This window comes from Bacillus swezeyi, from assembly GCF_001969815.1.
Classification (GTDB): Bacteria; Bacillota; Bacilli; order Bacillales; family Bacillaceae; genus Bacillus; species Bacillus swezeyi.
On the sequence record NZ_MRBK01000004.1, the window covers coordinates 259,112 to 273,333 of the forward strand.

General features: G+C 45.3%; 13 protein-coding genes and 1 pseudogene. 6 read left to right on the forward strand and 8 right to left on the reverse strand.

What is annotated here, in order from left to right:
- Positions 1 to 42: 42 nt before the first annotated feature.
- The 8 genes and pseudogenes from BTA30_RS04095 to wecB all read right to left on the reverse strand — a co-directional run bounded on the left by BTA30_RS04095 (position 43) and on the right by wecB (position 7,617).
- Positions 43 to 1,371, reverse strand: coding sequence for a 6-phospho-beta-glucosidase (locus BTA30_RS04095; RefSeq protein WP_076759599.1), 1,329 nt, complete (start codon positions 1,369 to 1,371; stop codon positions 43 to 45).
- Positions 1,371 to 1,700 (reverse strand): PTS lactose/cellobiose transporter subunit IIA, encoded by a 330-nt coding sequence (locus BTA30_RS04100; protein ID WP_076759602.1) that lies wholly within the window; start codon positions 1,698 to 1,700, stop codon positions 1,371 to 1,373. The genes BTA30_RS04095 and BTA30_RS04100 overlap by 1 nt, the downstream gene beginning before the upstream one ends.
- 15 nt (positions 1,701 to 1,715) lie before the next feature.
- The gene (gene celB, locus BTA30_RS04105) at positions 1,716 to 3,068 is read right to left on the reverse strand and encodes a PTS cellobiose transporter subunit IIC (RefSeq protein WP_076759605.1); all 1,353 of its coding nucleotides are present in this window, start codon (positions 3,066 to 3,068) and stop codon (positions 1,716 to 1,718) included.
- 14 nt (positions 3,069 to 3,082) lie between these two features.
- Entirely contained in the window at positions 3,083 to 3,388 is a 306-nt protein-coding gene (gene licB, locus BTA30_RS04110) for a PTS lichenan transporter subunit IIB (RefSeq protein WP_076759607.1), read from the reverse strand.
- A 127-nt stretch (positions 3,389 to 3,515) separates the two neighbouring features.
- Positions 3,516 to 5,462, reverse strand: coding sequence for a BglG family transcription antiterminator (locus tag BTA30_RS04115; protein ID WP_076759610.1), 1,947 nt, complete (start codon positions 5,460 to 5,462; stop codon positions 3,516 to 3,518).
- A gap of 171 nt (positions 5,463 to 5,633) precedes the next feature.
- Positions 5,634 to 5,744 (reverse strand): annotated as a pseudogene (locus tag BTA30_RS24560) (hypothetical protein); the annotation flags it as partial.
- A 61-nt stretch (positions 5,745 to 5,805) separates the two neighbouring features.
- Positions 5,806 to 6,396 (reverse strand): DNA-3-methyladenine glycosylase, encoded by a 591-nt coding sequence (locus BTA30_RS04120; RefSeq protein WP_076759612.1) that lies wholly within the window; start codon positions 6,394 to 6,396, stop codon positions 5,806 to 5,808.
- 129 nt (positions 6,397 to 6,525) lie between these two features.
- Positions 6,526 to 7,617 carry a non-hydrolyzing UDP-N-acetylglucosamine 2-epimerase gene (gene wecB / locus BTA30_RS04125; RefSeq protein ID WP_076759614.1) on the reverse strand — a complete coding sequence of 364 codons (1,092 nt, stop codon included), beginning with the start codon at positions 7,615 to 7,617 and terminating at the stop codon, positions 6,526 to 6,528.
- Between the two features lie 290 nt (positions 7,618 to 7,907).
- Between wecB and BTA30_RS04130 the strand changes: the two genes are divergently transcribed.
- From BTA30_RS04130 to prpB, 6 genes are all read left to right on the forward strand, one after another.
- Positions 7,908 to 8,897: a polysaccharide biosynthesis protein gene (locus BTA30_RS04130; protein WP_076759617.1), complete on the forward strand. Its 990-nt coding sequence runs from the start codon at positions 7,908 to 7,910 to the stop codon at positions 8,895 to 8,897.
- Positions 8,894 to 9,742, forward strand: a complete 849-nt coding sequence (locus tag BTA30_RS04135) for a dTDP-4-dehydrorhamnose reductase family protein (protein WP_076759619.1) — start codon at positions 8,894 to 8,896, stop codon at positions 9,740 to 9,742. Before BTA30_RS04130 ends, BTA30_RS04135 begins: the two co-directional genes overlap by 4 nt.
- A 157-nt stretch (positions 9,743 to 9,899) precedes the next feature.
- Positions 9,900 to 10,571 carry a GntR family transcriptional regulator gene (locus tag BTA30_RS04140; protein ID WP_076759622.1) on the forward strand — a complete coding sequence of 224 codons (672 nt, stop codon included), beginning with the start codon at positions 9,900 to 9,902 and terminating at the stop codon, positions 10,569 to 10,571.
- Positions 10,572 to 10,647: 76 nt separating this feature from the next.
- Positions 10,648 to 11,763, forward strand: coding sequence for a citrate synthase (gene mmgD / locus BTA30_RS04145; RefSeq protein ID WP_076759624.1), 1,116 nt, complete (start codon positions 10,648 to 10,650; stop codon positions 11,761 to 11,763).
- A 32-nt stretch (positions 11,764 to 11,795) separates the two neighbouring features.
- Positions 11,796 to 13,235 carry a bifunctional 2-methylcitrate dehydratase/aconitate hydratase gene (locus BTA30_RS04150; RefSeq protein ID WP_076759626.1) on the forward strand — a complete coding sequence of 480 codons (1,440 nt, stop codon included), beginning with the start codon at positions 11,796 to 11,798 and terminating at the stop codon, positions 13,233 to 13,235.
- A gap of 12 nt (positions 13,236 to 13,247) precedes the next feature.
- The gene (gene prpB / locus BTA30_RS04155) at positions 13,248 to 14,165 is read left to right on the forward strand and encodes a methylisocitrate lyase (protein ID WP_076759628.1); all 918 of its coding nucleotides are present in this window, start codon (positions 13,248 to 13,250) and stop codon (positions 14,163 to 14,165) included.
- The last annotated feature ends 57 nt before the right edge of the window (positions 14,166 to 14,222 follow it).

Sequence of the window (14,222 nt, forward strand, 5' to 3'; positions counted from 1 at the left end):
GCAAAGGTTCCGGCGGGAGTAACCGGAACCTTGATCATCAATCTATGCTTCTACCGATTTAAAAAACTGCGGAAGATGCTCTTGATGCGCTTCAAGCATTTCATCCAATATTTGTTTTGCGATTTTGTCAGACGGTACAAGCGGATTGATCGTCATCGCCACCAGCGCAGTATTGTAATCACCTGTCACTGCCGCTTCGGCCGCGACACGCTCAAATGATTTAATCTGCTGGACAAGGCCTCTGACGGTGACAGGCAAGTCTCCGACCGCGATCGGCTTCGGCCCGTTCTTCGTCATGACACAGTTGACTTCCACTGCTGAATCATCAGGAATGCTTGCTATCGCACCGTTGTTCATCGTATTGACGGGCTGAATATCGTGCTTGTCATTATATATTGAGCTGATTAAATTGCAGGCTGCATCACTGTAGTACGCGCCTCCCCGTTTTTCAAGCTGAGGCGGTTTAATAGCCAATTCTCGATCTTTATATAGTTCAAACAATTCTTTTTCCACTTGCTGAACGACTTCTGCACGCGTTCCCTCTGTTTTAGAAGCCTCTAATTCATGCTCAAGCATTTCCTGCGTTTTATAATAGTAGCGGTGGTATCCGCATGGTATCAGGTCAAGCCCTCGGATAAAGTCAGGCTCCCACGACTCTCCGGAAATATTTTTCATGGTCATTGCATTTGCCGGATCAGCCATCGCTTCGATCACCTTTTCCTTAACGCTGATCCCGTCCAGGAAGACATCGAGGCCGAACACCATATGATTCAAACCGGCAAATTGGATTTCGATGCGGCTTTCGTCAACATCAAGCGCTTTCGCGACCCCCATTTTCATGCCGATCGGAACATTGCAGAGGCCCACGACTTTTTTCAGGTTTGAGTAGCGGAGGAGCGCCTCTGTCACCATGCCCGCCGGGTTGGTAAAGTTGACAAGCCACGCGTCAGGACACAGCTCTTCTATATCTTTCGCAATATCAAGGATGACCGGGATTGTGCGAAGCCCTTTAAAAAGGCCGCCGGGTCCATTTGTTTCCTGGCCGATGACACCGTATTTTAAAGGAATTCTTTCATCCTTTGCTCTCGCTTCCAACAAACCGACGCGGAATTGAGTCGTAACAAAGTCAGCGTCTTTTAAAGCTTCTCTGCGATCCAGCGTCAGATGGACATCCATCGGGACGCCCGCTTTTTCCACCATGCGTTTTGCCAGCGTGCCGACGATATTGAGCTTTTCTTCCCCTTCCGGTATATCTACGAGCCAAAGTTCGCTTACAGGGAGCTCATCATGCCTTTTAATCAATCCTTCAACGAGCTCCGGCGTATAGCTTGATCCCCCGCCAATTGTTACGATTTTCAAACCTTTCTTCATCAATTGACACCTCCGTGAACATTTATTCTTTCATACAGCTCCACAATTTCCGCAGCCAAATCTTTCATTGTCATCGCATTCATCAAGTGATCTTGAGCATGGACCATTAATAATGAAGGCTCAGTTTTTGCTCCCTTCGCTTCATTTTGAATAAGTGCTGTCTGACAGTGATGAGCTTTAATCAATTCCTCGTCAGCTGCACGAATCTTTTCTTTCGCTTGGGAAAAATCACCCTTTTTCGCTTCAGCAATGGCTTCCATACAAAAGCTTCTGCCGTTTCCTCCGTGAAGGATGATTTGAAAAATCGTTTGTTCTAATTCCTTAGACATCTCCTCACCCCTTTTCTATACACTGATCTGCTGCTCCTCATTTGCGGACGCCCCGGCTTCCAGCTCGCTTTCTTCCTTGAGCTTTTGCTTATCCCACATTCTAAAGAATGGATAATATACGATGAACGAGATGAACAAGTTGATTAGCTGCATGACCGCTCCTGAGATTTTTCCGCCTGTTGCCAAATATCCCGAGAAGCCCGGCGGCATTGTCCACGGAACAGCGATGCCGGCCGGTTTTGCGACAAGGCCAGTGCTCATTCCGATATAGGTAGCCGTGATCATTAAGAGCGGTGATACGATGAATGGAATTAAAAGCATCGGGTTCATGACGATCGGCATACCGAAGATAATCGGTTCATTAATATTAAAAATAGCCGGACCGATTGCCAGTTTCCCTAACTGCTTCATTTGCTTGCTTCGCGCTCTGAAGAACATCGTGATGACTAATGCCAAGGTAGCGCCGCTTCCGCCGATATTGATCCAAATTTCGAAAAACTGGGTTGTGAAAATGTTTGGCAGAACTTCACCGGCTTGTAAAGCAAGGCGGTTTTCATCCATTGCCCCATACCAGATTGGGGACATGACGCCGCCGACAATGTTTGCTCCGTGCAGCCCGCATGACCACAGCAGCATTTTGACGGTCTCTGCCACAAGGCTTCCGCCGAGGCTGCCACCAAGTATGGAGAGCGGCGTGCCCAAAAGGACATTTACAACATTATGCAGACTTTCAAACGGCGTCATTTCAATGATGAGACGGGCAACCCAGATCAATCCAATCACCGCGAAACCCGGAATCAGGGCGATAAATGATTTGCTGACAGCCGGCGGCACGCCATCAGGCATTTTGACGACAATGTCTTTTTGAACAATCCAGCGGTAAATTTCTGTCGATAGCATAGCAATCAGCATTCCGACAAACAGGCCTTTGCTTCCCATTAAAGAAATCGGAATTCCGCCTGTTACTAAAATCTCCTCAGCGGAACCTTGAGGTGTAAAGGGAATCTGATAAGGCGTGGCGAGCAGGAAAGCCGCTACGGCAATCGCTCCTGATGACAAAGGATCAATATCATATTTTTCGGCAAGGCGGTATGCGATCCCGAAAGTTGCGATAAGCGCCATAATATCAAAGCTGACGCCTACAGGGTAGCTTAATTTCTCTGCCCACTGATCTCCGAAGATTCCCGCCATGAACTCCGAGTATCCAGGGATCGGCAAGTTGGCTAAAATAAGAAACAGCGAGCCGATGATGATAAGCGGCATGGTAAGAATAATTCCATCTCTGAGAGCCTGCAGATGGCGCTGGGCGGCGATCCTGCCGGCAATCGGCATGACCTTCCCCTCTAAAAACGCATTAAACTTATTCACATGTTCCGCCTCCTTTAAGAGCCGGTAAGCTGTTCAGCGGATTTTAGCACTTCCGCTCCATTACATGTTCCGTAATGGACCGTGTTGATGACATCGACAGGCACTCCTTTTGATTCTCCTAATGTCTTTAACTGCGGAAGCATGTACCGGACCTGCGGGCCGAGCAGCAATACATCCGCTTTATCAATATGATTCTGGACTTCTCCTCCCGAAACAGCCCAAATTTTATAATCTTTCCCTTGCTCCTCTGCGCTTTTTTCCATTTTCGTAACAAGTAAACTAGTTGACATACCTGCTGCACAAGCTAATAAGATGTTCATTTTTTATATGTCCCCCTTTTACGTATAAGTTCTATTCCGTGTTACAATTCCATCATATTATGAAACCGCTTTCATATTAACTTAATGATTTTCCTCTTCTCTGAGGAAAAAAGACAAGGGAACATTTTTATCCAAAAAATGAATGATTCGGGCTGTTTTTTCTAAAAACGGACATGAACGCCTCATACGTTTTACATTTTAAAAGCTCCCTGACCATCGACTGATCATCTAAAACATTGCCCAATAATTTGTACATTCCCTGCAGGTTTGAGGTATTATCCTTTTCAACGCAGAGCAGGCAAATGAATTGAACCCTTTTATCCTCCCACTCTATCGGTTTTTGCAGCGTGCATATAGCCCAAAATGTTACATCTGTGTGCGGTGACATGGGATGGGGAATGGCAACAAGATTGCCAAAACAAGTCGGTGCGACGGACTCCCTTTCAAAAACGGAGTCTTCAAGCCCAGCCTCTGCAAGGCCAAGCTGTGATATCTTTCCGCATAAAAAACGGAGAACTTCATCTCTGGATTGAAAGCTTTTTTGCAAAAAAACGAGCTGTTTCCTCGTATATTTTGCAGCGAGTTCTTGTTCTGCTGCAAGGATATGTTTTATTTTCGCTAAATCCGTTCCTCCCAATATTGCATTTACTTTAATTACCGGAATCGGAAGCTCCTCAGGCAAAGGGATTGTACTAATGACAAAATCGAGGGCGTGAAGCGAGATTTGGTTGAGCTTGTAGTAGTCAACCGTTCCAAGGATTTCAAGTTTCGACCCGAATTTTGCTCTCAGTCTGTCCTGAAGCAGCATGGCGCTGCCTGCTCCTGAAGCACAGACAATCATGCAGCGTTTTGAAGGAATGCTCATTTTTCTTCTTTCCATCGCCGCGCCGATATGCAAAGCGAGATAGCCGACTTCACTTTCCTGAATGTCAAACCCCGTCTCTTTTTTGATCACTGCACCGGCTTGGATTCCGGCTTCAAATGCCAGCGGATAGTTGGCTTTTATCGCATCAAGCATCGGATTTCTGATGTTCATGCCATATTTGCAGCGATTCAAAGCAGGTTTTAAGTGAAGGCTGAGACCGATTTTTAATTCTTTATCGTTTTTGATGCCGAGCGTGAATTTCCGTTCAATTGTGTCCATGATCAATTGTGTCAGCCGCTCGGTCTCTTCATCAATGAAGTTTTCCATTTTATCGCCGTTGATCTCGGCCATGGCCGTCCTCTTGGCTCCGAGTAAATGAATGGCAATATAAGCCGTCTCTTTTTCCGGAAATGCCACTTTCAATTTTTCTTCAAGCGTACGGACAATCTCGCGTGCTACTTCATATTCTTTATGATTCATAATGTCTTTTACATCTTCGGAATAAAGCGAGACATGCTTTCCCTTGCGAATTCGCCTGCAGGCAATGGAGATGTGGATCAAGAGATTGTTTAAGCCGATGTCAGAAAGAGAGATCTGATCTTCGCTTATTCTGTCTAAAATCGTCTGACGGATCAAACCCAGTTCTTCTTTCGGAAGAATGGAAATGCGGGTGTTCATAATATCGACATCCGTTTCCCGCTTTGGGAAAATATGCTCAGCCATACAATAGCGCAGCTTCATTTCATCTCCCTTCAGCTTAAAGCCGTAATTCGGTTTGATCTCTAACTCAATTCCATAAGGTTTCAGCCTTTTCCGTACGTCTCTCATATCGTTTTGAACCGTCGACTTGCTGATGAACATTTCGTCCGCCAAATCTTCCAGTTTGAGATACTCATCTGTCAGCAGCAGTCTTTTTAACAAATAGAGAATCCGCTCATCCGGAAAAACCGGATTTGAAAACTCATCTTGAAATGTATTTTGCAAAAGCTGGCGAAAGAGGCGGTCGTTCTGTATGGAGAGCTGATAGCCGGTTCCTCTGATCGATTGAACGGCTGCTCCGTTTTTAGAGAGGAGGTGGTCTAATTCTTTTACATCTGATCTGATCGTTCTGGAGGTCACATTTAATCCATTAGCCAAATAAGTGCTTGTCAATGGTGTTTCTGCTGTCATCAATTCGCCGAGAATAAGCTTTAGCCGAGCATTGAGCATAGATGGTCCTCCCTCTTTAGTCACTTGAATCGAGAACACACAGGCAGCGTCTTTTTTCTCCTGCTTTCAATATATTCAATGATTATGTGAAGATCCTCTCATAGATTAAGTAAATTCTATTATGATTGCGTTTTCAAGTCAATTTGTCCATTCACATATAAAAACAGCCGGTCAGCCGGCTGTCGGTTGTTTTTTCTCTCTTCGGTTTTTGACGATTTTTCTTGCAATCGGATAGATGACAGGCGTCCATTTGACGACATTTTTAAACATCTTCTTCATGGCTTGACTCCCTCCCGTTTTTTATCACCTTTACCCTGATGATCAGAAGTCAAACATGTCTATCCTATCGTGAAACATAGCGATTTCCTTTAATCCAAAACCGCCATGGATACTCCCGGGCTTCCCCCGAATTCTCAATTCCGATGCGCGGACCGCATGAAATGTCTTTTGGGGAATACCCTTTTGCAATGTAAAGCGGGGGCTCTGCCAGCGGCCTTCCGTAATCATCCATCGTGATGGAAAGCGCCTTCGTCAGTTTCCCCGGACCGTTTGTCCAATCACGCGGTTTTTTTCCGCTCCGCCTTTTCTCCATCAGCAAAAGTCCTTCATGCGGTTCAACCGCCCTGATGAGAACGGCTTCAGGTTCGTCAGCTCCAGCGCTCACAACATTGATCAAGGTGTGGGTATGCATTGTGTACGTATACACAACGCCGGCTTCTTTGTACATGACGTCTGTCCGTTTTGTCCGGCGGTTTCCATAGCTGTGGGCAGCCCTGTCTTCAGGGCCTTTATAAGCCTCAGTTTCGACAATATACCCTGAAGCCAGCCCTTCCTTCGTTTCTTTGACCAGAAGACAGCCTAAAAGAGATTGTGCAAGTTCAATTGTCGGTTTGCGGTAAAAATCAAGCGGGAGGGGCTCGTGAGTGATATTCATTTTTAACAGCCTCCTTTTGGCTTAAGTGAGCAGCCGCATATTGATTATGATAAATTTTAACATTTCTTATTAAGTCTATGCCAGAACCAGGAGGCTTCCACTCACGATTTGAATACTATACTCAATAGGTCAAACATGTCTCAAACCGCCCAAAATAAAATGAACAATTTTGTCCGAGACGTTCGGGTCTGCATATCCTTCCGGCAGCTCCCAATCGGTTTTGGCCTGCATCATCAGCTCTGCTGCCTTCACGATGCGCTCTGCTTCAAGTCCTGATACAACATTGCTTCCGCACATCACCGTTTCCGGCCTTTCAGTGCTGTTTCTTATCGTAACTGAAGGAACTCTTAGTATACAGCTTTCTTCCTGAACCGTTCCGCTGTCCGTTATGACACATTTTGCATGCTGCTGCAGCCGGATAAAATCAAAAAAACCAAATGGTTCACAAAATTTCAGCAACGTCTCGTCGTTTTGAATGCCGAACTTCTGCAAACGATCTCTTGTTCTTGGATGAACACTGCATATAATCGGCATTTGATACGTATTGGCCAGCGATTTCAGCGCTGCCACAATATGCTGCAGCCTTTCCTTTACATCTACGTTTTCAGCCCGGTGCGCCGTTACCAATATAAATGATTGACTCTTGACATTTAACGTATCGAGTACATTCCTTTTTGAAATGTCTTCACTGAAATGATTCATCACTTCATAAATCGGATTTCCTGAAACCCATATTCTTTGCGGATGCATGCCTTCCCTTTCTAAGTTTTCTTTGGCGATGTTTGTATAAGGCAAATTAAATGATGCGATTGAATCGATCACCCTCCGATTGATCTCCTCCGGAACCGAGTTGTCAAAACAGCGATTGCCGGCCTCCATATGATACACGGGAATCCCGTATCTTTCGCCGATAAAAGCGCACAGCGCACTATTCGTATCGCCGAGCACCAGCAATTTATCGGGCTTGAGCTTCAATATCAGTTTCTCGACCTCTGTAAATATTTCGCCAATCTGTGCGCCGATTGAATAACGGGACAGTTTAATATGATAGTCTGGCATCCTCACATTTAATTGCTCAAAAAAAATTTCACTTAGTTTTTCATCATAGTTTTGACCAGTATGAACCAATATATGCTGATCTGCAAATTGATCAAGCTTGCGGATGATCAAACTTAAGCGGATGATCTCCGGCCTGGTTCCGATAATCGTCATGATCTTCATCATCTTACTCCTTTTTAGCCTCAGGATAGATTGAACACACAGACACAGCCGTCGGTTAAAATCTCCGCTAGGGCCCTATTTGCCTGAAAATCTATATATATATATTCAATTGATGAAAAAGGTGTGCAATTTAATAGGCAAACTATCGCTATAAGTCTGCATGCAATATCCAAGTATGCCTTATTCCTTTCAAATCAGGCGGTTCTATCACACAAATTTTTCAAAAAATCATATACATTTATATGCTAGTTTAAACAGTCTATCAAACGATCTGTTTTAGGAGGAGAAGTATGTTTAAAAACACCCGAATACTGCTTACCGGAGGCACTGGTTCATGGGGGATGGAACTGACTAAAAAATTACTGTTATATAAACCGAAAGAGATCAGGATTTTTTCAAGAAATGAATTCACGCAAATCAGCATGCAGCGGGAGTTCAATCACCACCCTTCATTAAAATTTATGATCGGCGATGTAAGAGACTATCTTTCCTTGGAGACAGCCTGCAAAGATGTTGATTATATCTTCCATCTCGCAGCATTAAAACATGTTCCAATCTGCGAGGATCAGCCTGAAGAAGCATTGAAAACAAATGTCATCGGCACGCAAAATGTCATTCGTGCAGCCATCGCCAACAAAGTAAAAAAAGTCATTGATGTATCAACTGATAAAGCGGCTGATCCCGTCAACTTTTACGGAATGACCAAATCACTCGGTGAAAGATTAATGATCCGCGCCAATGATTATAACGCCGACACAGATTTTGTATGCATCAGAGGCGGAAATGTTTTAGGAACAAACGGAAGCGTCGTGCCGCTCTTCAAAGACCTCATTATAAAGGGGCAGGCCCTTACCCTGACCTCAAAAGAGATGACAAGATTTTTCCTTACAGTCGGCGAAGCGATTGATTTGCTGCTCAAGGCTTCCAAAGAAGCCATAGGGGGAGAAATCTTTGTCATGAAAATGAAGGCTTGCAATATACTGGACCTTGCGGAAGTTTTGATAGAGGAGCTGGCTTCAAGTCCCGTCGGAATAAAAGAAATAGGTATTCGTCCTGGTGAGAAGCTTCATGAAATACTCGTTTCTAATCATGAGGCTCCGTTTACTTACCTTTATGATTCCCAATATTATGTGATCTTGCCTTCCCATCCATCAGAAAAGCTGATTCATCACTATCAGAAATTCACAAAAGCAGACTTTCAGCAGTTCCAATCAAATGATCTGCTTATGTCCAAAGCTGAAATCGCAGAAATGTTGAAGGAAGGAGGTTTTCTTCAGTGAAGCTGTTGATTTTAGGCGGAAATGGAATGGCCGGCCATGTACTGAAAGAATATTTTTCTGCCAAAAAACAATATGAAGTATTTTGGACACAGCGGCAATCATTGCCGAATGATTTAAATTGTTTCTTTCTCGATGCTACAAACACAGATGAATTAAAAAAACTGCTGGAAAAGGTAAAACCTGATGCCGTGATTAATGCAACAGGCATATTAAATGATGCCGCACGCCAGCGTATGCTCGAAGCGATTCATGTCAACAGCATCCTGCCGCATCTCTTGTCTGAGATGAGCAGCACCTATCACTATGATCTGATTCATATCAGCACCGATTGCGTTTTTTCAGGTTCAAAAGGAAAATATTCCGAAACAGATGTGAAAGACGGAAGTTCAGTATATGCGCAAACAAAGAGTTTAGGTGAGGTGACAGACGGTAAAAACTTAACGATCAGGACATCCATTATCGGACCCGAGCTGAAAGACGGCATCGGTTTGTTCCATTGGTTTATGAAGCAAACGGAAATCATATACGGCTATAAAAACGTGTTCTGGAACGGACTGACGACCCTCGAACTGGCAAAAGCGATTGAGCAGCTCCTGACCTCAAAATTAAGCGGGTTGGTCCACTTGACCGGAAATCGGTCCATCTCCAAATATGAACTGCTCCACTTATTAAATAAAACCTTTTCCAGGGGAATTACGATTATTCCCGATCATCGCACCCAATCTGATAAAAGCCTGGTCATGACAAGGGAGGATGTACCTTATCAGCCTGCCGGCTATGAACAGATGATCGAAGAACTAAAACAGTGGATCAATGATCGGCCTCATTTATATCAATACGATTGAACAAGGAAAAACAAACATCAACAATCTCTTATCTAAGAGACGATGTTTGTTTTTTTGATGCTGTCACCCCGGAAATCGGCATGGATGACATTGACATATCTGTATCATTGTATACAATTATATTTATATTCTGAAAAAGGAGGCGAGAACACCTTTCATGCACTCTTCAAATCCAGTCAAAAGACAGTCTGCAAGTGATTATGCTTACAATGAACTAAGAAGCAAAATCATTGAACTCGAATACCCGCCCTCTGAGCAGCTTGCCGAGGACAGTCTTGCAAAGGATTTAGAAATCAGCCGAACTCCGCTGCGCCAGGCACTTTACCGGCTGGAGCTTGAAGGATTGGTCAATAAACAGCCTAATGGCCGGCTTCGCGTCTGTCCGATTTCGCCTGATGAAGCGAAAGAAGTTTTTAAAGTTCGCGAAGCACTTGAAGGGCTCCTCACCGCCGAAGCCGCACAGCTTATGACAACAGAGCGCCTTCACCAGCTTGAAGACAGAATCGAATTAATGAAGATGGCTGCCGCAAAGGATCGCAAGGCAGATACGGTCAAATACGGGTCTGAATTTCATTCGATTTTGCACGCCATCAGTACAAATGCAACTGCAAAACGTTTTCTTGAACAGCTTGAAAGCAGGATTGAACGGTATCGGAGAATCAGCGGATACAAAAATCCTCATTACAAACCGTCCGTATCCTTACATGAACATCTGGACATTTTCGATGCCGTGAAAGAAAGAAACAGCAGTTTGGCAGAAGCAGCCATGCGTTCTCATATCAGACGCAGTTTACGTTCCATTGAAGAAACGCTCGAACGTTTATACTAACCCTCCGAAAAGCCGACGCCAATTTCACATCACGTATTTGCACACACATGCCAAATAACGAATATGAGGTGGAAAAATGGGCAAACAAGGTGTATTTAAACCCGGATTGGAAGGCGTCATCGCAGGAGAAACAAAAATTTCCTACCTGGATACCGAAGCGGAAGAAATCGTCATCAAAGGCTATGATCTGATCGAGCTTGCGGAACAAAAAACATATCTAAACCTCGTCTACCTTCTCCTGCATGATAAGCTGCCTGATCAGATGGAACTAAACGAAATTGAAAGCGCTTTAAAGAATGTCTATGAACTTCCTAAAGGAATCTACACCATTCTGTCATCACTTCCGCAGGATACTCACCCAATGGATGCACTCAGAACAGGAATTTCAGCTTTATCTGGATATGATCCGGAACTGGATGACCGGTCTAGAACAGCAAATACGGCCAAAGCATTGCGTTTGATCGCACAGGTTCCGAATATTACTGCAAACAGCTACCGCATCTTGCATCAGCAGAAAACCATAATGCCTGATCAACAATTGTCCTACAGCCAGAATTTTCTATACATGCTGACGGGAAAAGAGCCGAGCGAACAAGAAACGGCTGTCTTTGATCAAACATTAATGCTCTACAGCGAGCACGAAATGCCGAACTCCACTTTTGCCGCCAGAGTCATCGCCTCGACAAACTCAGATATATACGGAGCGTTCACAGGCGCCGCAGCTTCTCTAAAAGGAAATTTACACGGCGGCGCTAATGAAGCAGTCATGTACATGCTGCTGGAAGGTGAAACAAAATCGAGCTTCATTAAACTGATCAAGCAAAAGTTAAACAAAAAAGAAAAGATTATGGGCTTTGGACACCGCGTATACATGAGAAAAATGGACCCGCGCGCAGCTCTATTGAAAAAAGCGCTCTTTTCGCTGGCTCACAAATTCGGAAGGCAGGATTTATTTGAAATGTGCGATGAAGGCGAAAAACTGATGCGTGAAGAAAAGGGACTTTATCCAAACCTTGATTATTACGCGGCTCCCGTCTATTATCTGCTCGGCATTCCGATCGATCTCTATACGCCGATATTCTTTGCGGCCCGCTCTATCGGCTTAAGTGCGCACGTCATTGAACAGCATGCGGACAATCGGCTGTTCCGTCCGCGGGTTCACTATACTGGACCGCGTCATCTTCATCCATAATTTAGATTGATCAAGAAAGAAAGGGTGATTTCATGAAAACGAAGATAACAGAAGCTAAAATCTGTGATCAATTGCTTGAAGAAATTGCAGACTATACGGTCAATGCCGCCATTTCAAGCGAAGAAGCCATTGAGACGGCGCGCTATGTCTTAATGGATACACTCGGCTGCGGAATATTGGCGCTCAAGTTTCCCGAATGCACGAAACATCTCGGCCCGATTGTGCCGGGAACAGTCGTCCCAAACGGAACCCGCGTTCCGGGCACGCAGTTTGAACTTGATCCAGTGCAGGGTGCGTTCAATATCGGCTGTATGATACGCTGGCTCGATTATAATGACACATGGCTGGCGGCCGAGTGGGGTCACCCGTCAGATAACTTGGGAGCCATTTTAGCCTGCACCGACTATATCAGCAGACAGCGGCTGGCAGCAGGCAAAGAACCGCTCACCATAAACGACGTGCTCACGGCGATTGTAAAAGCCCATGAGATTCAAGGCATCCTCGCTCTCAACAACAGTCTGAACAGAAACGGTCTTGACCACGTGCTATTTGTAAAAGTCGCCTCAGCGGCTGTCGCATGCTCGCTTTTAGGGGGCACAAAACAAGATGTCATCAATGCCGTTTCACAAGCTTGGGTTGATAATTCCAGCCTGCGGACCTATCGGCACGCGCCGAATACCGGATCGCGGAAGTCATGGGCCGCCGGTGATGCGACCAGCCGCGGCGTAAGGCTTGCTCTCATGACCCTAAAAGGCGAAATGGGCTACAAAACGGCATTGTCCGCTCCAATGTGGGGATTTCAAGATGTATTATTCGGCGGAAAAGAACTGACGCTTGCCAGGCCGCTCGGCTCTTATGTGATCGAAAATGTCCTCTTTAAAATTTCATACCCGGCGGAATTTCATGCCCAAACGGCGGCTGAAGCGGCGATCCAGCTTCATAGCCAAGTGAAAGACAGACTTGATGAAATTGACCAAATCGTCATAACGACTCACGAATCAGCCATACGAATTATCGACAAAACTGGAAGCTTACACAATCCGGCTGACCGTGACCACTGCCTCCAATATATAACGGCCATCGGTCTCATTTACGGGGACATCACGGCTGACCATTATGAAGATGAAACAGCGCAAAATCCGGAGATCGACCGGCTCCGCGCGAAAATGACAACGGTAGAAAACAAACAATACTCTGCCGATTACCTCGATCCGGAAAAACGGTCCATCGCAAATGCCGTTCAAGTTTTTTATAAAGACGGCACACATTCGGAAAAAGTCGCGATCGAGTATCCGCTCGGCCATCGGCGCCGCCGAAATGAAGGCATTCCGCTGCTCAAGGAAAAATTGATAGCCAATTTGAAAACCCGCTTCCCGGCTGGCCAGGCGGAACAAATCAACTCTTTGCTCAATGATCCGCACAAATTAAAAGACACATCTGTCCCAGATTTTATGGAATTGTTTGTGATCTAGGAGGTTTTTAGCATGTGGATAGTTTCAAAACAAGCGAGCCAGGAGGAACTGGCTGAAGCGTTCAGAAGGCTTATGAAAGCGCCGGATATTTTAAAAATCCCCGGGGTTCACGACGGAATGGCGGCGATAACCGCTAAGAATATCGGCTTTAAAGCCCTCTATCTTTCAGGAGCAGCTTATACGGCAAGCCGCGGAATGCCGGACCTCGGGATAATCCACTCACAAGAGATGGCGGAAAAAGCCCGCGAACTAGTCAGAGCCGCGAACCTCCCGCTTTTGGTTGATATTGACACTGGCTATGGCGGAGTGTTGAATGCAGCTCGTACAGCCGCAGAAATGATGGAGAGCAGAGTCGCAGCCGTCCAAATCGAAGATCAGCAGCTGCCAAAAAAATGCGGACACTTAAACGGAAAAACACTGATTTCCGCAGAAGACATGATAGCAAAAATCAAAGCGATTAAAGAAACCGCTCCTTCACTCGTGATCGTGGCCCGTACGGATGCAAAAGCTGTTGAAGGAACTGAAGCCGCGGTCAGACGGGCCAATCTGTACGCTGATGCAGGGGCTGACGCGATTTTTCCGGAAGCATTGACAAGTGCGGCCGAATTTCAAGAAATAGCTTCAGCCATAAAGGCTCCTCTGCTGGCCAATATGACGGAATTCGGAAAAACGCCTTATTATACAGCAGAAGAATTTCAGCTGCTCGGATGCGGCATGGTGATTTATCCGGTCACTTCCATGAGGGCTGCTGCAAAAGCGTATGAACGGGTCTTTGCGGAAATTTATGAAAAAGGCACGCAAAAAGACGTACTGCAAGATATGCAGACGCGTGAGGAGCTATATGATGCTATCCATTACTATGACTATGAAAAAATGGATGAAAACATTGCCAAAACCATACTGCCCGAGATCGGAAAAGAAAAGCGCTGAAATGGTCGGCTGAGATGCCGACAGACCGCGGGGTGTATGTCAGGCAAGTTAAAAAAG

Bases quoted from the DNA above. Each gene is read 5' to 3' on its own strand.
- BTA30_RS04095 (WP_076759599.1), bottom strand. From the start codon at position 1,371: ATGAAGAAAGGTTTGAAAATCGTAACAATTGGCGGGGGATCAAGCTAT.
- BTA30_RS04100 (WP_076759602.1), bottom strand. From the start codon at position 1,700: ATGTCTAAGGAATTAGAACAAACGATTTTTCAAATCATCCTTCACGGA.
- licB (WP_076759607.1), bottom strand. From the start codon at position 3,388: ATGAACATCTTATTAGCTTGTGCAGCAGGTATGTCAACTAGTTTACTT.
- BTA30_RS04115 (WP_076759610.1), bottom strand. From the start codon at position 5,462: ATGCTCAATGCTCGGCTAAAGCTTATTCTCGGCGAATTGATGACAGCA.
- BTA30_RS04120 (WP_076759612.1), bottom strand. From the start codon at position 6,396: ATGAATATCACTCACGAGCCCCTCCCGCTTGATTTTTACCGCAAACCG.
- wecB (WP_076759614.1), bottom strand. From the start codon at position 7,617: ATGAAGATCATGACGATTATCGGAACCAGGCCGGAGATCATCCGCTTA.
- BTA30_RS04130 (WP_076759617.1), top strand. From the start codon at position 7,908: ATGTTTAAAAACACCCGAATACTGCTTACCGGAGGCACTGGTTCATGG.
- BTA30_RS04140 (WP_076759622.1), top strand. From the start codon at position 9,900: ATGCACTCTTCAAATCCAGTCAAAAGACAGTCTGCAAGTGATTATGCT.
- mmgD (WP_076759624.1), top strand. From the start codon at position 10,648: ATGGGCAAACAAGGTGTATTTAAACCCGGATTGGAAGGCGTCATCGCA.
- BTA30_RS04150 (WP_076759626.1), top strand. From the start codon at position 11,796: ATGAAAACGAAGATAACAGAAGCTAAAATCTGTGATCAATTGCTTGAA.
- prpB (WP_076759628.1), top strand. From the start codon at position 13,248: ATGTGGATAGTTTCAAAACAAGCGAGCCAGGAGGAACTGGCTGAAGCG.